This window comes from Microcoleus sp. B3-D2, from assembly GCF_036705345.1.
Classification (GTDB): domain Bacteria; phylum Cyanobacteriota; class Cyanobacteriia; order Cyanobacteriales; family Microcoleaceae; genus Microcoleus.
Genome location: NZ_JAUBUG010000074.1, coordinates 1 through 17,893, shown reverse-complemented (window position 1 = coordinate 17,893; position 17,893 = coordinate 1). Strand labels below are relative to the sequence as shown.

The 17,893-nt window shown below is 47.0% G+C and carries 11 protein-coding genes; 3 read left to right on the top strand and 8 right to left on the bottom strand.

Going from position 1 to position 17,893, the window contains the following annotated elements; genetic code table 11:
• Window positions 1-174 precede the first annotated feature (174 nt).
• Complete coding sequence (locus QUB14_RS23150) at window positions 175-2,424, top strand: dynamin family protein (RefSeq protein WP_333219481.1); 2,250 nt, start codon at window positions 175-177, stop codon at window positions 2,422-2,424.
• Window positions 2,425-2,565: 141 nt separating this feature from the next.
• On the opposite strand, the gene QUB14_RS23145 is transcribed toward QUB14_RS23150, so the two are convergent.
• The 5 genes from QUB14_RS23145 to QUB14_RS23125 all read right to left on the bottom strand — a co-directional run bounded on the left by QUB14_RS23145 (window position 2,566) and on the right by QUB14_RS23125 (window position 8,209).
• On the bottom strand, window positions 2,566-3,177 hold the full coding sequence (locus QUB14_RS23145) for a Uma2 family endonuclease (RefSeq protein WP_333219497.1): 612 nt from the start codon (window positions 3,175-3,177) through the stop codon (window positions 2,566-2,568).
• Between the two features lie 285 nt (window positions 3,178-3,462).
• Entirely contained in the window at window positions 3,463-4,407 is a 945-nt protein-coding gene (locus QUB14_RS23140) for a GDP-L-fucose synthase family protein (RefSeq protein ID WP_190663125.1), read from the bottom strand.
• Window positions 4,408-4,813: 406 nt separating this feature from the next.
• Entirely contained in the window at window positions 4,814-5,845 is a 1,032-nt protein-coding gene (gene gmd / locus QUB14_RS23135) for a GDP-mannose 4,6-dehydratase (protein ID WP_333219484.1), read from the bottom strand.
• 222 nt (window positions 5,846-6,067) lie between these two features.
• Window positions 6,068-6,799, bottom strand: a complete 732-nt coding sequence (locus QUB14_RS23130) for a sugar transferase (RefSeq protein ID WP_006631924.1) — start codon at window positions 6,797-6,799, stop codon at window positions 6,068-6,070.
• Between the two features lie 243 nt (window positions 6,800-7,042).
• The gene (locus QUB14_RS23125; protein WP_333219487.1) at window positions 7,043-8,209 is read right to left on the bottom strand and encodes a glycosyltransferase; all 1,167 of its coding nucleotides are present in this window, start codon (window positions 8,207-8,209) and stop codon (window positions 7,043-7,045) included.
• Window positions 8,210-8,508: 299 nt separating this feature from the next.
• Here QUB14_RS23125 and QUB14_RS23120 point away from each other — a divergent pair, with 299 nt between their 5' ends.
• On the top strand, window positions 8,509-10,596 hold the full coding sequence (locus QUB14_RS23120) for an iron uptake porin (RefSeq protein WP_333219489.1): 2,088 nt from the start codon (window positions 8,509-8,511) through the stop codon (window positions 10,594-10,596).
• 475 nt (window positions 10,597-11,071) lie between these two features.
• Here the strand turns inward: QUB14_RS23120 and QUB14_RS23115 are convergent, their stop codons facing one another.
• A complete protein-coding gene (locus QUB14_RS23115; protein ID WP_333219491.1) occupies window positions 11,072-12,835 on the bottom strand; it encodes an NFACT RNA binding domain-containing protein in 1,764 nt (587 codons plus the stop codon).
• A gap of 229 nt (window positions 12,836-13,064) precedes the next feature.
• Window positions 13,065-14,618, bottom strand: coding sequence for an NAD(P)/FAD-dependent oxidoreductase (locus QUB14_RS23110; protein ID WP_333219499.1), 1,554 nt, complete (start codon window positions 14,616-14,618; stop codon window positions 13,065-13,067).
• Between the two features lie 66 nt (window positions 14,619-14,684).
• On the opposite strand from QUB14_RS23110, the gene QUB14_RS23105 reads away from it, so the two are divergent.
• Window positions 14,685-15,269 (top strand): hypothetical protein, encoded by a 585-nt coding sequence (locus QUB14_RS23105; protein ID WP_333219493.1) that lies wholly within the window; start codon window positions 14,685-14,687, stop codon window positions 15,267-15,269.
• 238 nt (window positions 15,270-15,507) lie between these two features.
• On the opposite strand, the gene QUB14_RS23100 is transcribed toward QUB14_RS23105, so the two are convergent.
• On the bottom strand, window positions 15,508-17,893 hold a 2,386-nt coding region (locus QUB14_RS23100), incomplete at its 5' end, for a CHAT domain-containing tetratricopeptide repeat protein (RefSeq protein WP_333297336.1).

The window sequence follows — 17,893 nt, the reverse complement described above, 5'->3', positions numbered from 1 at the left end:
TTTTATCAGACTTTTTCTGACATTTTCTGACATCTCTGACCAATTCTGACAGATCGCTCGTCTCAATTGCTGATAAAATTTGACATTTTATTACTCCGATAAATTCCTAATTAGAAGATAATTATAAAAACCCAATAACTTCCTGTGGGTTAAACTAACGGGTAGCAGAATGCTATGAACATTAATTTTAGGCGCTATCGGGAACAGAAAGGTATCAGTCAAGAATCAGTTGCCACCGGGATCGGAATTTCTGTAGATCAGGTTAGACATTATGAGCAGTCCCCTGCACAAGTTCCGATGGGAATGGTAGTAAAATGGCTACAGATATTAGGTGAAGACATTGCAACTGCCATGTCAGACGAAATACCTCCACTCCCAGGAATTGAACCCGGCAGTCCCTACGCTGAACTTTATCGCCGGCTAAATTTACTTAATCAGTATATCGATGAAAATTCTTTTTTACCTTGGCTAGAATTGCCAACGGAACTACGTCAACCTAACGCTCTGCAAGAACAAATTAACCAGTATTACCAAAAACCAAATGTTGTCTTGACAGGAGCCTTTGACTCTGGCAAATCCTATCTTGCTAATACTCTTTTAGGCCAAAAAGTATTGCCAACAGGCTATCAGCCTGCAACAAGAGTCATTACCATTGTTTGTCATGTGGAAAGCCGCCCCGAATGGTTTGATGGAAACGTGGGAATTATTGATGAGAAATTTTGGCAAGATGAAAAGGGTCAGCTAAATTTTGACTTCCTATATTTAGAGGATCGGGAGCGTTGTCAGAAGCATTTTTTGCAATTCGGCTCCTTTGACCTACTAGAAAAATATGGCGTACACCAATATGATGACTCTGACGACAGCAATGACGGCGGACATACAGCTATAGTTTATGTAGATGCTCCTTTGTTAAGAGCGTGTAACCTGATTGACCTTCCCGGTTACTCTGATAAACAAGATGAAGTATCAAAGGATGTTGAGAAAGCTAATAGTGCCACCAAGATTGCTAATGTCTTGCTTTATGCTTCTCCTGCCAAGGGTCACATCAATGGTCAAGATATGGTGCGACTTCGGAATTTGCTGCGTTTGTTGCCGGCCCCAGAAAATGAATGCAACGACTTTCCGACGCTAGGCAATTTCTTTATTGTGGCGACACACGCAGATCCGAGTATCCCTGACGATGAACTTCCCAAAATTCTCAATAAAGCTTCAGCCAGACTGTATAAAGAACTTGATGAAACTGCTATAGAGTTTCGTCGGAAGCTAACAAAGCGGGATATTACCAAGGAAGATGTGCAAAAGCGTTTCTTCACTTTCTGGTCAGAAAAGCCGGAGCGCTGTCAGCGTCTCTTTGATGATTTAACTCAACTCCTCTGCGAGACTCTTCCTAAACCAGTCACCTCTCGTATCGACCGCGAAATTAATGCGGTCAAAAAGGACAAAAACCAAGAATACGCTAACTCGATTGAGCAATATCAAACAACTGTTGCAAAAATAGAGGAGTATCGAAAGGAGCTTGAGAAAGCGGAGAAAAATGAACCTGAACGTCAGCGAGAAATGCGGCAAAAACGCAGTCAAGTGAGCAAACAAATTAAGGAATTAGAAAAAGATACCCGCCAATCATTTCAGACCTATGTGGCCAAAAAGATCGATGTAGAGTTTATAGAACAAATGATTCGCCAGAGATACGACAAAGAGAAAGAGGCTCAAGAATACGCTGCCCGTTATTTAGTCGATCTGCTACAAAGTCATTTAGAAAATCGGATTAGTGTCAATTCTGAAAAACTCAAGGTTGAGATTGACGCTTTTCTGGAAAAATACCCAGTGCCTAAACTTCCCAACAAAGATGGAATAGTAGTATCTATTCCCTTCGATACAAAAGGAGCTTTTCTTGGTGGGATAGCAGGTTTAGGTACTTATGGTGCCTTAGCCGCTTGGGCAGCAGGCCTGGGCAATCTTGGCAGCTATATCTTAGTAGCGAAATTAGTCAGTCTTTTGTCAGCACTTGGTATTAGTATCGGTGGTGGCACGGCAACAGTAATTTCTTTCGTAGCTGCGATTGGTGGCCCAATAGTTCTAGCGATCGGTTTAGCTGCTGGAGTGGCTTCTTTTGTGTGGAGTTTCTTTACGGAAGCTTGGCAGAAGCGGTTAGCAAAAGAAATTCACCAACAATTCAAAAAACAGGGTATTGTTGATAAATTCTTAGGAGGAATCGATCAGTATTGGCAAGAGACAGCTACAGCCTTTGATCAAGGTGCGGATGCAGTTGAAGCAAAATGTAAACAGTCTCTTAAGCATCTGCATGAAATTACTTCACCTGATACCCAGTCAAAAGAACGAATTGAAGAGATTATCATAAATCTGGAGAAACTCAGGGTTTTTTTCGCCAACATTCCTTGGGATACCCAGGGAGAATGTTTGTAAAAAAAACCAGCGGTTCTCGTGGCAAACCACCCAAACCCAATAACACGACGTATTGAGTTTTAACTAGGCGATCGCCCTTTTTTAATCACATCCCCAAGTGCGATCGCCCTTCCTTAACTGAGGTGCGATCGCACTTTCCATTTATCCCCTCGATCGCAGTTCATCAAATTCTGCTTCTGAATCTTCCTTAGTAAAAATTACATCCTCATAAATAGCATCAATACCTGTGCGAAAATCTACGCTAGCCAAGTGAATTGCGCTTCCTTGAGTATAGGAATACAAAACCCACAACCCTTCAGCATTGCGGCGAAAACACTCTAGCCGCTCACGTTTTTGGCTAATTAACACATACTCTTGAAGCGTTTCTAATTCTTGATAGTCAGCAAATTTATCGCCCCGATCGAATCCTTCAGTACCATTTGACAAAACCTCGACAATTAAACAAGGATATCTTTTAAAAGATTGAGATGATTTGTCCCGTTCGTCGCACGTTACCATCACGTCAGGATAGTAGTAAATATTCTTCGATTCAATCCTAGCTTTCATGTCAGACATATAAACACGACAGCCACTACCCCGAACATGATTTCTCAAAAGTGCAAATAAGTTGCCGGCAACTGTCACATGAGCATCACTTGCACCCGCCATTGCATAGATTTCTCCCTGTATATACTCATGTTTGAGCGGACTGAGTTCTTCTAACTTCAGGTACTCTTCGGGCGAGATATAATTGTGGGTGCGATCGGCAATCATTGGCTTTCCCAAATTTCAGTTTTCGATGATTTCAGTCGAGGTATTTGTATTATAGCAGTTTTCACTCGGATGAAATACAGGACACAGCAGTAGGGACACGGCACTGCTGCCGACTATTGTCAGTGAATTATCACCCAAATTTGTATAATTTCTTAGTGCCAGAAGGCGGACTGGTTTGTGTAGGATAGGTTGCAAGTGCCGACTATTATAAATGAGGTTTCTAACTCGCATTTAGTTTTATTCCTAAAAAAACCCGGTTTCTTGAAGAAACCGGGTTTTTCACACTTACGCGGCGTGTTGTCGATACCAATCAATCGTATTTTTCAACCCTTCCTTAAACTTCACTTCCGCAACAAAACCAAACTTTTCCTTAGCCCTTTGCGTATCCAAACAGCGGCGCGGCTGACCGTTCGGTTTGTCTGTTTCCCAAACAATTTCTCCCTCAAATCCCATCAATTCGCAAATAGTTTCCACTAAATCGCGAATTTTAACTTCGCTATTCGTTCCCAAATTAACAGGGTCAGATTCACTGTAAGATTGAGCCGCCATCACAATTCCCCGCGCGGCATCTGTGGAATACAAAAACTCGCGGCTGGGGCTACCGTCGCCCCAAACTGGCAGTGTTTTGTCTCCCCTTTGTTGCGCTTCGTGGACTTTGCGAATTAATGCGGGGATGACGTGGGAACTTTTCGGATCAAAGTTATCTTCCGGGCCGTACAAATTTACTGGTAGCAAGTAGATACCGTTGAATCCGTACTGCTGGCGGTAGGATTGCAGTTGCACTAATAAAGCTTTTTTGGCTACTCCGTAAGGTGCGTTAGTTACCTCTGGATAGCCGTTCCACAGGTCATCTTCTTTGAAAGGAACTGGGGTAAAGTTGGGATAAGCGCAAATCGTGCCGACGCAGACAAATTTTTCGACTCCTGCTTCGTAGGCGGCGTGGATTAGTTGCGCGCCCATCATCAAATTGTCGTAAAATAATTCAGCGGGTTTGACTAGGTTTAAACCGATGCCGCCGACGTGGGCGGCGAGGTGAACAATGATATCTTGTTGGTCGGCGGCGCGCTTGCAGTTTTCCATGACGCGGAGGTCGCAGTCGCGCGATCGAGTCACCGAAATTTTATCAGCATCTGCCCCTGCTTTCACTAGCTGGTCGATTACCTGACGGCCCAAGAAACCGGCGCCGCCCGTGACTAGAATGCGTTTGCTGCTTAAATCCAAGCTTGTCATAATTTTAGCCTCGGGATTTTGAATAAAGGTCGATCGACAATTTCAATTCTAAAATTGTTGCTTTAGCAAAAAAAGCTTTGAGGTACAGGACGCAGTTGCCCACAAATCTGCTTTAGCTGCTGTTGATAGGGACTGCTCCGTGCACACCCGAAAGTTAGATTTATTAGTAGCGAGTCCTCAACTATCATTTTAATGTTCTTTTTAGCCCCCACAGCAGAAAATTTTGCGAGCAATTAAGCTGGCTCTGTGAATGCCGATCGCGCTACGCTAATAGCTGTAACAATCCTCCGATCAGTTATGAACTGTGTGCAGGGGCAATCCCCCCGGTGCGCGCTTTTCGCCAATCGGGGCAGACACGGGGCACTACCCCTACAAATTGTTCGCACTGACCGCTTTGTTTAGCGGCTTAATCAAATCCGTTGCCAGAACCCCGACCTTGCTGGTCTAAAGCTTTCATGTCCGCATCTACCATTAAATGTACTAACTCCTGAAAAGTTACAGAAGGTTCCCAATTTAATTGCTGGCGCGCCTTTGTCGAATCGCCTATCAACAGTTCGACTTCTGCAGGCCGCAAGTAGCGTTCGTCAAACTCCACATATTTTTGCCAATCTAAATTGACGTAAGTAAAAGCCAAATCAAGAAACTCTTTGATGGAATGGGTTTCGTTAGTAGCGATTACATAATCGTCAGGCTTGTCTTGTTGCAGCATTAGCCACATCGCCCGCACGTAGTCCTTAGCATAACCCCAGTCACGCTTGGAATCGAGATTGCCCAAGTAAAGTTTTTTCTGCTTGCCCGCAACAATTCGGGCAACAGCGCGAGTAATTTTACGGGTGACAAAAGTTTCGCCCCGGCGGGGAGATTCGTGATTGAACAAGATGCCGTTGCACGCAAAAAGTCCGTAAGATTCCCGATAATTTACTGTTTGCCAATGACCGTAAACTTTGGCGCAGGCGTAAGGACTTCTGGGATAAAAAGGAGTTGTTTCCTTCTGTGGAACTTCCTGCACCAAACCGAACATTTCCGAAGAACCTGCTTGATAGAACCGCACTTCTATGCCAGTGCGACGCTGATAGTCCCGAACGGCTTCTAGCAGCCGCAATACTCCCATCCCTACGGCGTCAACCGTATATTCTGGCGAGTCAAAGCTAACTCGAACGTGAGATTGAGCGCCTAAGTTATAAACCTCTACTGGCTGGACTTCTTCCAAGATGCGACGGAGAGTGGTGCCGTCCGTCAAGTCGCCGTAGTGTAGAAACAGGCGCGCACCCTCGCTGTGAGGATCGACATAGATGTGGTCAATTCGATCGGTATTGAAACTAGAACTGCGCCGGATAATGCCGTGAACTTCATATCCTTTCTCTAACAGTAATTCGCTCAAGTAGGAGCCGTCTTGACCCGTAATACCTGTTATTAGCGCTCGCTTGCGTTGCGTCATCTGATTTTCCTGTGACAGGTCGTGTTAATTCACAATAAACTTTTTGGCAGAGGCTGTTACTCCCTGCCGATCGTATTCTCAAACTCTAAGTTAACTCACAATTCTTCGATCGGCATCTAGGAACTGTTTTGTGTTGACAAAGAGTTTATAGTTTGTCAGTAGTCAGCATCAGTGGTCAGTAACAAACAAAACCAACTACCGATTGCTGACTGCGGACAAAAATTAATATGCGCCGTTATTTTTGGGAAAAATCACAACTCCAATTGTTTTGAAAACAATCCACATATCCATCCAAAGGTTTTTGTCATTTGCGTAATAGAGGTCGATTTGGACTCGGCGGGGATAGGGAATGTCGTTGCGACCGGACACTTGCCACAAGCCTGTAATTCCAGGTCTTATGGTGAGAATTTTGTTGATGTGACGACCGTATCTCGGCAGTTCTTCTTCAACTAAAGGTCTCGGTCCGACGACGCTCATATCTCCTTTTAAAACATTCCAAAACTGGGGAAACTCGTCTAAACTGGTCATTCGTAAAAATCTTCCAATCCAGGTAATTCGAGGGTCTTGTTTCAGCTTGAAATTGTCCTCAAACTCTTGACGCAAATGCGGAGAATTTTCCATGATTTCCAGCAATATATCGTCCGCATTTTCCACCATCGTTCTGAATTTAAGGCAATAAAACCTTTTACGGTTTTTGCCTACTCGTTCCTGTACGTAAAAAATAGGACCGGGCGAGCTTAAGGCGATTAAGAAAGCCAAAAGCAGGTAAACCGGAGCAAACAGGATCAGAACCGATAAGGAAAACAGGATGTCAAATAACCGCTTGAAAAGTTCTCCGTCGAGGTTCTGTAGAGAACGACTTATGCGTCTATCTCCTTGCAGGACAGACCCAAAACCGCGTCTTGCGATCGCTCGAATTACCTTGCCGGAGATTAGTTGGCTGTCGGCAGTCATCTTACTCCTTCACTTCACACCACACACAGTCCTGATCATAAAGCCTCAAGACGCTTTGTTCTCTGAATTATGTTTCCAATACTCAATTTTCTGCCTTCTGAAGGCTTCAAAAGGCAGAAGGAAGAAGGAAGAGGGCTTCTGGCGGCAGAAGGAAAAAGGCACAAGGCACTTATGCAGAGGTCTTCTGAAGGCACTTATACAAAGGCAGAAGGAAGATTGTCCCGCTATCGGGTTCTGGCACTCTCAAGCCCCAGACTCGGTAAAATCACGGGAGTGAAATTCCTGATAGCAGCGTTCCACAAAAGCTAGATAGCGCTGCCCAAAAACTTCGGGGGCAAACTGTTCAGCGCGCAACCTGCAGATTTCTGGCCGAAATTTGCCTTGCAACTGCTCAAATTCCTTGACAGCTTCGACTAATGCTGCTGCGGTTTGGGAGGAAAAAAATAAACCAGTCCCTGTCTCTGGCTGTTGGCGAATGTCGAGCACTGTCTCCAAAGCGCCCCCTGCTGCATAGGAAATTACTGGTGTTCCGCAAGCTTGAGCCTCTACCAAAGCTATGCCAAAATCTTCGCAAGCTGCATATACAAAGGCTTTCGCCTCTGCCATGTACTTTTCCACTATGGAGGCGGGCTGCCAGCCGAGCACTTGCACGTTGGGTTTGGCGATTTGCCGAATCATTTCTAATTCTGGCCCGGTGCCGATGACAATTAGAGTATGCCCGAGTTGATTGAATGCTTGGACGATCGCACTTACGTTTTTGTAACTTACTAACCGACAAACTGTGACGTAAAAGTCTTGTTTTTGTCGCATCAAGGAAAATCGCTCGATATTTACCGGCGGATAAATCACCTGGGCCCGCCGCCGATAGCACCGCCAAATTCGGCGCGCAGTGTGTTGAGAGTTAGCGATGAAATAATCAACACGATTGGCGGAAATTACGTCCCACTGCCGCAGTCGATGCAACAAATATCGCGTCAGCAGACCCTGGATGCCCCGTCCGGCTTTGCTGCTACGCAAATAGTCAAAAGTTAAGTCCCAAGCGTAGCGCATGGGAGTGTGGCAGTAGCAAACGTGCAGTTGCTGGGGACTGGTGAGGATGCCTTTGGCGACAGCATGGGATGATGAGAGGATGATGTCGTATTGTCGCAGATCTAGTTGTTCGATCGCGATCGGCAGAAATGGCAAATATTTTTGGACACCGCTGCGGGCCTTGGGAAAGTGCTGCAAAAATGTTGTGCCAATCTGTCGCCCGAAAAGATAGCTTTCGGGATTGGCCGATTCAAAGTCGATGAGGGCATAGACATCTGCCTCGTCTACGTGTTTGAGAATTTCCTGTACTACGAGTTCTGAACCGCCAGTAGCTAAGGGCGTCAACCATTCGTGAACTAGGGCGTATTTGAGTTTTTTCACTTGTATTTGTAGCCGATCAAACGATTTGTTAGCGCCAGTGCTGTCAATATTAGTCTTACTGAGGGATAACTTACGCAATATCCCGCCATCAACCAGGTTTCTATGTAGGTATTTAGCTCAAACCAAGGATTTTGGGAATAAACGGAGTTTTTGTCAAATCAACCACAGCAAAACTGCACTCTCCGGCAGTGATTTCCCCGATTGTTGACAAGAAATACTATTAGGCGGAATACTAAAGGTGATTTGCGAGCGCCTAAATCTTCGGAACGGGCGATCGGCTCAATGTGGTGTGAGGAAAAATGTCCAAATTTTTGTGGAAGGGACTTTTAGTTAGTCCGGGTGTATTGGCAGCAAGTTTAGTCATATCTTCGACGGCGCTAGCAGAGCAACCTGTAGAAATTGCCACGGCAGCTCAAGCTGATAAATTGCAATTAGCCGGTGCTGCAACCGAGGCAGCCAAGTCGGAGACAGCAAAGCCTGAGACAGCCGAACCAGCGTCACTAGCTAGCAAATCGACTGTTGAAACTATTGAGAAAGAAAGTGCGAACCTCTACGAGGGCTTCACTAACGATTTGATCGCCCCAGTTGCCGAACAAGCAAAAGCACCGGAAGTTGCAGCAGCAGATTTAGGCGAAACCAAACCCGCAGTAGCGCCCGCAAATTTAAGTCCCGAACAACCTATCGCGGAGCAAATCCCCCCAGTAGCGCCCGCAAACTTAAGCGAAACGCAACCCCCCGCACCACCGGCTAATTTAAACGCAGAAAAATCCGCCGCACAGCCCGATCTGATTTCGCAATCCACTGATCCAAGTGCCCAACCTCAAGCACAGTCTAATCTTTTAGAACAAATCAACCAATACAGCGCCGAAGACAGTAGCAGCGAAGATGCTGCCGGCCAAGTAACCTCTGTTTCTCAACTTTCCGACGTTCGACCAACGGATTGGGCGTTCCAAGCTTTGCAATCCCTAGTCGAGCGCTACGGTTGTATAGCTGGCTATCCTGACGGCACTTTTCGCGGCAACCGGGCCATGACTCGCTACGAGTTTGCAGCGGGTTTAAATGCGTGTTTGGATAAAGTTACCGAGCTGATTCAAGGCGGTTCCAGAAATCTGGCGACGCGAGAAGATTTGGCTTCTGTGCAAAGGTTGCAAGAAGAATTTGCGGCGGAATTGGCAACTTTGCGTGGCCGCGTGGATGTTTTGGAAGCGCGCGCCTCTGAATTAGAAGCAAATCAGTTTTCGACTACGACTAAACTCAACGGCGAAGTGATATTTGGTGTAGCGGGTGTCGCCAGGGGAGAGGATGCTGAAGGTAAGGAAGCTGATAAAGCGACGGCTTTTGGCAGCCGGGTTCGGATTAATTTCGACACGAGTTTCTCTGGAGAAGATTTGCTCAGAACTCGACTGCAAGTTTTGAATCTGGGTGCGTTTTCTACGGAAAATACGAAAACTGCTGAAGGGGAATTGCGGTTTAATGTCGGGCCTTTTGGCGAGGCTAACAATATAGTAGCTTTAGATGCGCTGCTTTACCAATTCCCTATCGGCAAAAGCACTACTGTAATTCTAGAAGCCAACGCCGGCGCTGCTGATGATTTTGTTAACACTGTCAACCCTTACTTTGACGGAGACGGCAGCTACGGCGCTCTTTCTAACTTCGGTACTCGCAACCCAATTTACTATTTGCTTGGTGGTTCTGGCATCGCTCTGCGGCATCAGTTTGGGGAAAAACTGGAGCTGAGTTTGGGATATTTGGCCGGCAATGCTGCGAACCCGACGCGGGGAAATGGTTTGTTTAATGGTTCTTACGGCGGTTTGGCTCAGTTGACTTTCAAACCGAGCGACAGCATTGCTTTAGGTTTAACTTACGTTAATTCCTACAGCTTAATTACCAATACCGGGAGCAATGCTTCTAATTTTCCGCAGCGTCTCGGTTCCTTCGGGTTCGACAGCGATACCACTCTCCCGATTTCTAGCAATTCCTACGGGGCGCAAGCTTCGTGGCAGTTGAACCGGAGATTTGCAATTGGCGGTTGGGCGGGTTACACCAACCAGCGCATTTTATCAAACTTGACTACTCCTACGGGTTCTGTGCAGCGGGGGGATCAAAAAGTCTGGAACTGGGCAGTTACTTTGGCTTTTCCCGATTTGTTGAAAGAAGGAAATGTGGCGGGGATTGTGGTAGGTATGGAGCCGCGGGTGACGAGTTCTACTAACCGGACTTTGCCGGAAGATAAGGATACTTCGCTGCACGTTGAAGGTTTCTATCAGTTTAAGTTGAGCGACAATATTTCTATCACTCCTGGTCTGATTTGGCTGACTGCTCCTGACCACAATAAGAATAATTCTGATTTGGTGATTGGGGTTGTCAGAACGACGTTTACTTTCTAGGAGCAGCCCTTGGGGATTTTAGATTTTAGATTTTAGATTTTAGATTGGCGGTCTTAATCTAAAATCTAAAATCGCCAATCTAAAATCGGTGGGGGCTTGGGTTTAATTTTTAAACAGAAACGACCAGCTTTAGCAAAAGCTGGTCTGCACAAATAGTTAAATCCGTTGTGTTCCCACAGTGTTTTTCTCACAGTGAGGAAACCCAAGTTGCACATTTCTTTGCAAAGGGTTCTAAAAGAAATATCATCTCTCTTAAGCGGTATTATAACAACAAAATTTAATTTTCTGTAATAAAACTTTACATTACAGACTTATTTTAATTTTTAGGGGACGATCGCACTCTCGGTTACTTTGTATAATCAAGCTTGGGTTCGCAAACCCGGTTCCTGCCTAGGTTTATCGGTTGCAAACCCGTTATTTTGGGTAAAAATGAAGTTTCGATTGCCGATCAACCACCTTACTCACTTTATATAAATCAAGCCGGAGCTTGCTGCGGTCTGCCCCAGACAATCCGCTCCTGCTTGTATACAACCATACCAGGTTTAGCGCCTTTCGGCTTGTATACATATTTCGGTTCTGTATAAACCACGGGAACTTGTTCGCTGTGGCGGGCGCGACTGTAGTAAGCAGTCATGTCAGCGGCAAATTGCAAATCGGTTTCTTCAGCCACAGTACCGGGTTTGAGACGCAGCAAAGCGTGGCTTCCGGGAATCTCTAGGGTGTGGAACCACAAGTCGTAGTCGTTGGCGGTGCGAAAAGTGAGTTGGTCGTTTTGGCGATTGTTGCGCCCGATTAATAATTCAAAGCCGCTGGGGGTTTGGTAGCGGTGAAATTCGATCGCAGCATTTTTGTCGGTACTGCGGTAATCTGGTACGTCTAGGTATTTTTGCTGGATCAGTTCTTCGCGGATTTCGGCGAGGGTTTGCAAATCTTGGGTGTTGCGGTAGGTTTCCAACACCGAAAGCGCGACTTCAACTTGTTCTAAATAGTCGATTTCTTCCTGTACGGAGGCTAACAATGGTTCTACTGCAATGCGGGCTCTTTTAAGTTTTTGGTGTTTTTTGTAGAGGGCTTGAGCGTTTTGAACGGCGTTTTTTTCCGGGTTTAGGGCAATGGTAACTGGTTTTTCGGTTTCAAAGTCGGGGAGAGAAATTGATTTCATTCCCGGTTCCCAATGCTGCAAATTTGCCATCAGCAAGTCGGCTTGGGATTTGTGGGTGTCGGCGTCTGCAGATTGCTGCAAGCGTTCTTTAAATGTGTTGGCTTTCAGGCGCAGTTTGGCTAGGACGTTGTTGAGTTTTTGGGTAAGCTGATGCCGCAGTTGGGCGAATACTTCTTGATTGATTTGGCCTGTGTAGTAGCTGTTAAGTAATTCTTGAACCGAAGAGATGGAAGAATCAGAGGGCGGGCACGGGGGCACCGCCCCTACATTGTGATTTTCTGGTGCGGGCCAATCGATGACGGTGTAGCCTTCGGGGGTAAAACTCGGGTGAAATTTGGAGTTTTCTAGGCATTGCAGCCAGTATAGCCAGCGCTGGAATAGTTGCTGCCATTGGTCGGGATTCAGGCTGTCGGTGGATTGTTCGGGGTCTAAAGAAGCCGATCGAATCATTGACAAAACTAAGGCTTTACTCATCCCTCGGTAATTCTTCAGCAGATTGCCCTTTAATTGTCCAGGAACCAGGCTAATTCGTTCTTGCCAGCGGTTTTGAGATTCACTCAGACTCGGCACTGCATCGGTCAAAGACGGGGGCATTTCGTAGGGTTGCCCGGTTTGGATGGGACGAACGGTGGACTGTTTGGCGCTGACTTGGTGGGCGCAGGTGACAACGAGGTTGTCTTGGGCGGTGAGGATGACGTTGCTGTACTTGCCCATGATTTCGGCGTAGAGGTGCCAGAGGGCTGGTTCTCCGGGGCGTTTGGCGAATTGCAAGTCGATGACTCTTTCCCAGGATGAAACAGGGGCGATGGAAACCAAGGCTAAACCGCTGAGTTGATGCCGCAGTTGTTCGCTGAAGGTGAAGGTGTCGGGAATGCGGGGCGGGGGGTCGCCTACGCAGATGCGGGCGGCCACAGGATGCCAGGAAAGGTCAATCCAGCCGCGCCCTTTCATGGTGCGGAAGGCCAGGGACACGGTGAAGCGATCGCGCTGGTAGACTTGTTCTAAGCGCGCTGGCAGCCATTGGGCTCGCAGTTCGCTGCAAGTGGCGGTTAAAGTTGTAAAGTCTACGGGTTGCACGGTATTCTCAGGGCGATCGAACTATCTATTTCTATGCTGACAGATATCGGTCACATTTTACGAACTATATGAAATTATTGTTTACTCTTGCTTCGCGTCCTTCGCTATGAAAGCTCTTCAATAATTCCGTTAACAAATAACTAATAACTAATAGACATCTCCTAAAAAGCAGGTTTTGAACAGGCACGGTGCCTGTTCCCCAAGAATTAGGGGAGATGTCTAATAACAACTAACTAATAACTTCCTTAATTAATTCCAAATGTTTGTACAAAGGTGCGATCGTATTGGCGGCGATCGCCCCGCTAGCAGCAACAGCCGGCAAACCAATTCCCGGAAACGTCGAATCTCCGCAGCAAAACAGCCCCGCTAAAGGTGTTTTCGGCCCGGGAAACAAGCCGCTACCCGCGCGAATTCCGGGCCCGTAGGAACCGCGATGGCGGCGCAAAAACCGTTCGTGGGTGAGGGGTGTCCCAACTAAGGTGACTTCTGCGCGCGATCGAATATCCGGGATAATTCTCTCTAAGGCGAACCACATTACCTGGGCGCGCGCTTGTTTTTGCAGCTTGTACTCTTGGCTGGTGCGATCGAGCTTTTGCCACAAATCGTAAGGCTCGTTTCCGGGGGTATATGCGTGAATGACGTGCTTTCCCGGAGGCGCGAGGTCGGGGTCGAGGAGGGAGGGAATCGAGACTAGAACGACGTTCTGAGGGGCGCTAACGCCCATTTCCCAGTCTTTGACGAAGATGTAGTGACAAGCCAAGTCCGATCGCACTCCGGCAGCATCAATTCCCAGATGCAGGTGCATGAAGCTGTCGCACTCGGGCGTCGCCTGCCGCTGTTGCCGAAACCTTTGCGGGACAGAGGTTTCAGGCAAAAGCTTCACTGTATCCCAAACGGAAGCGTTGGAGACGACGGCTTTGTGCGATCGAATAATTTTGCCCGATCGCAGCCGCACGCCCGCAGCCCGGTTGTTTTCGACCAAAACTTCTGCAACGTGGGAATTTAGCAGCAACTGCCCTCCGTGGCGCTCTAAACCCCGTACCAGGGCGTTTACCAAAGCTGCACTACCGCCGATCGGATAGTCCAAAACTGCATTGGGGCGATACCAGTCGGCGAACATGAAAGCGACTTCGGCTGCGATCGTTCCGTCGGCGGGAAGTCCAGACAGCAGGAAACACAACAAATTCAGCCAATTTCGGACAAACGGATCTTTGACATTTTTGTCCAGAATTTTGCTGAAAGGGCCTGCAAGTGCGATCGCGTCGCCAGCACTTTGCAGGAAAGCCGGCGCAAATTGGCCGAGGGTAAAAACAGCGCCCAAATCGAAGCGCAAAGCCAGGGAGGGCAAGGCTGTGGCAGCTTTGGCGTAGGGTTCCATGATGCGCTGGAGTTGTCGCCATTCGGCGACTGCTGCCGCGCCGCGCAGTTGTGCGAGCACTTCGCCAAATTGACTCGCACCGACGGATGTGTCGAAATCGCCTTCTGGCAAACAGCAACCCCAGGTATCGTAGGTGATGCAGGGGAGTTTTTCGCCGATGGCATCCAAAACTTGCCGCAGCGGGTTCGCAGACGGGCTGTAGGATAATCCTGAGTACAGGGAGGGCCCGGAGTCGAAGCTAAATCCGTCGCGTTCAAAACCGTGTGCGGCCCCGCCCGCGATCGAATGGCTTTCGCAAACCACAACCTCAAAGCCATAGCGGGCGAGCATTGCAGCGCAAGTCAAGCCGCCTATTCCGCTGCCGATGACGATGATTTCTGTGTCTGTGGGGGCGATCGCAACCATGTTTTTCTCCGCTACATCAGCTAATATTATCTCTGTTACCAACAATAAAACTGGTTTGTATATTAAATGGAAAATATATCTATTCTAGAACAAGCCGCTAAATCTAATTCTAAACCATCTTCCAACGCCGTAGTTGCCGCCCTCCTCGAAGCTGAGAAAAGCGCGAAAAGAACCAAAATTCGCTATTCTTTCGAGCAATTAATCGGCAACTGGCAACTCTGCTTTATCACCGGCACGAAAAAGACTCGACAAAAAGCGGGAATTGTCTTGGGTGCGGGACGTTACATCCCTGAGTGGATTGCGAAAATTCAAATTGCTTATTCGGCGGAACCTGTTGCTGGAGGGGAAGAGAATAGCGAAACCGGCAGGGTGGAGAATTCGGTGCAAGTTGGGGCGATCGAACTCACTCTTTCCGGGCCGACTAAGTTTTTGCCTAACAATATTTTAGCTTTTGATTTTACCAGAATAGCGGTGAAATTGTTGGGAAAAACTGTGTATCAAGGATTTATTCGCGGTGGAGAAGGGCGGGAGGCGGAATTTTTTAGTTTGAGTGTGGGAAAGCAGGCATTTTTTGCATATTTTCTGGTAGAAGATGGGATAATTGCTGCTAGGGGAAGGGGCGGCGGATTGGCTTTGTGGGGGAGAGTTTAGCTGGAAATGTGCGATCGGAAGACAACAGTCTTTATTCTGTATCTCTCGTTTGTATCGAAGTCTAGAGCCCCCTCGCATCCCCCTTAAGAAGGGGGACTTTGAATGCTCTTATCCCTTAAGAAAGGGGACTTTGAATGCTCTTGTTCCCCCCTTCTTAAGGGGGGCTAGGGGGGATCAGTTTTAATCCCCGCCGGAGTGCGGATTTGACCTGGTTGTTGGCAACAATCTACTACCCATTCTACCGCGCATCGCCAATTAAAATAAACGGCGACCAATAAAACGGATGCCGCTGGATTTGACTCAACTTAGCTTGTCGCAAAGCTTCATTTTTACTCATCCCTTTATTGATATTTTGATAAAATTGAACCATCAAATCTTTAGTAGCGGAATCATCAACACTCCACAAACTTGCCATCACAGCTTGTGCGCCCGCACGCTCAAATATATATGCAACTCCCGATATTTCTTCACCGTTAGAATTCGCTTGCATAGCAGTTTGACACGCGCTTAAGGTGAGGAGTCTGGTGTTTTGCAATCCTAATAACGCGGCATCGCGAATATTGAATTGGCTGTCAGCAAATAGCAGTGTATTTTCCTCCATGCCCAATTTTTGACAGCCTCCCTGTTGGAAACAGCCGTGAGTTGCTAGGTGTAAAAAAGGAAAGCGGGGTGCTTGAGTTTTGAATTGGTCGAGGGTGGCGGCATTGCCGATATAGGCGGAACTTCCGGGGAATAATTGAGCGATATTTCTAACTTCTTCTTCTGTACCGGGTAGATTTTGGGGCAGACGAGGGATGGGATTTCCTAATGCTAAGACTCCGCCTTGTAAAGTAGAATCGGGAATTGACCTTGTGGAAATGCGGGTGAGATAGTTGACGGGATATTTCTCGATTAGGAATTCACCCTTTTGTCCAGCTTGGTCGTCATACAGCGTTTCAAAGGGGATGTAGCGCAGTTTTCCCGTAGCGATGATGCTCAATTGTTTGGGGGAAAATGCCTTAATTTTGTCTTCTACCGGACGAATGAGGATGTCGTAAAGTTGGCCGCCTGTAACGGCGTAATTTTGGTTGCGATCGCAACCTTTGTCGTCACAGCCAAGATGTAGCTGTTTGTCATGTTCGGTGAGGAGTTTGTCGAATTCGGCGGGATCAATGGGAATTTTTTTAACACTTAAACTGTCTTTTGTCAAGACAAATAGGGCGACGGTATTGGGGACATTTTTGACATTTGTCAGCAAGACGGGTTGAATGACAACGGTATCTGGTGCGATACTTGCTTTCAGTTGGGCGATGTCTTTGGGTGTGGTTTCAAAGAGTTCGGCGACTTCTGGGAATTGGCGGCGGATTTCTTCTGCTTTGCGGTAGACTTGTGTTTCTAATTCCCGCATTTGTCGGGAGAGGTTTTCTGAGAATTTGTTTTCGAGTTGGCGGCTGATGAATTGCAGTCGTTGATTTTTTTGCTTCCATTCGTCTATGGCTTTTTGTGCTTCGGGGTTTGCGACTTGGGCGTCAATTAAGCGGGTGTAGTCGGCGAGATCGGCTGTGGTGGCGATGTTGACCCATTGAAAAGCGCGATCGGCTTGATTTTGGTCGATAAGGAGGGATGTGAGGGCTTTTACTGTTGTTTCTTCGGCTTCTAGAAACTTTTGGCGATTTTCTCGCTGCAAACCACTCCGAATTTCTAGGGTAATATTGATGGATTGCTCATAATTTTTGATGGCCTCAGTGGGTTTATTCGTATCTTGGTAGACAAAACCGATATGACTGAGAGTATTCGCAACGACTGCACGATTGCCTACTTCCCGCATAATGGGTAAAGCCTGGTTGAAATATTGCAATGCCTCTTGTGCTTGAGAAATGCTGTTGTAGAATGCACCGATATTAATCAAAGTAGCAGCTTCCCCAGAGTGATCACCCACTTCCCGCCTAATTTGTAAAGCTTGGCTGAAGTATTTCAATGCTTCTTGTGGTTGGGAGATGCTGTTGTAGACTGCACCAATATTAGTCAAAGTCGTGGCAACGCCTGCGCGATCGCCTACTTTCTGCATAATGGGTAAAGCTTGGTTGAAGTATTTCAATGCCTCTTGTGGTTGTCCAATTGTGAGGTAGACCACACCGATATTATTCAACGTAGCGGCAACGCCTGCGGGGTCGCCCACTTCCTGACTAATTGGTAAAGCTTGTTTATAGTATTTCAATGCTTCTTGTGGTTGGGAAATGCTGTTGTAGACTGCACCAATATTATTCAAAGTCGTGGCAACGCCTGCGCGGTCGCCCACTTCTTGCATAATTGGTAAAGCTTGGTTATAGTATTTCAATGCTTCTTGGGGTTGAGAAATATGGTCGTAACTTCTACCAATACTATTCAACGTAGCGGCAACGCCTGCGGGGTCGCCCACTTCCTGCCTAATTGGTAAAGCTTGTTTATAGTATTTCAATGCTTCTTGCGGTTGGGAAATGCTGTTGTAGACTGCACCGATATTATTCAAAGTCGTGGCAACGCCTGCGCGGTCGCCCACTTCCTGCCTAATTGGTAAAGCTTGTTTATAGTATTTCAATGCTTCTTGCGGTTGGGAAATGCTGTTGTAGACTGCACCGATATTATTCAAAGTCGTGGCAACGCCT

Coding starts and splice junctions, on each gene's coding strand:
- QUB14_RS23150 (WP_333219481.1), top strand. CDS start 175: ATGAACATTAATTTTAGGCGCTATCGGGAACAGAAAGGTATCAGTCAA.
- QUB14_RS23145 (WP_333219497.1), bottom strand. CDS start 3,177: ATGATTGCCGATCGCACCCACAATTATATCTCGCCCGAAGAGTACCTG.
- QUB14_RS23140 (WP_190663125.1), bottom strand. CDS start 4,407: ATGACAAGCTTGGATTTAAGCAGCAAACGCATTCTAGTCACGGGCGGC.
- gmd (WP_333219484.1), bottom strand. CDS start 5,845: ATGACGCAACGCAAGCGAGCGCTAATAACAGGTATTACGGGTCAAGAC.
- QUB14_RS23130 (WP_006631924.1), bottom strand. CDS start 6,799: ATGACTGCCGACAGCCAACTAATCTCCGGCAAGGTAATTCGAGCGATC.
- QUB14_RS23120 (WP_333219489.1), top strand. CDS start 8,509: ATGTCCAAATTTTTGTGGAAGGGACTTTTAGTTAGTCCGGGTGTATTG.
- QUB14_RS23110 (WP_333219499.1), bottom strand. CDS start 14,618: ATGGTTGCGATCGCCCCCACAGACACAGAAATCATCGTCATCGGCAGC.
- QUB14_RS23105 (WP_333219493.1), top strand. CDS start 14,685: ATGGAAAATATATCTATTCTAGAACAAGCCGCTAAATCTAATTCTAAA.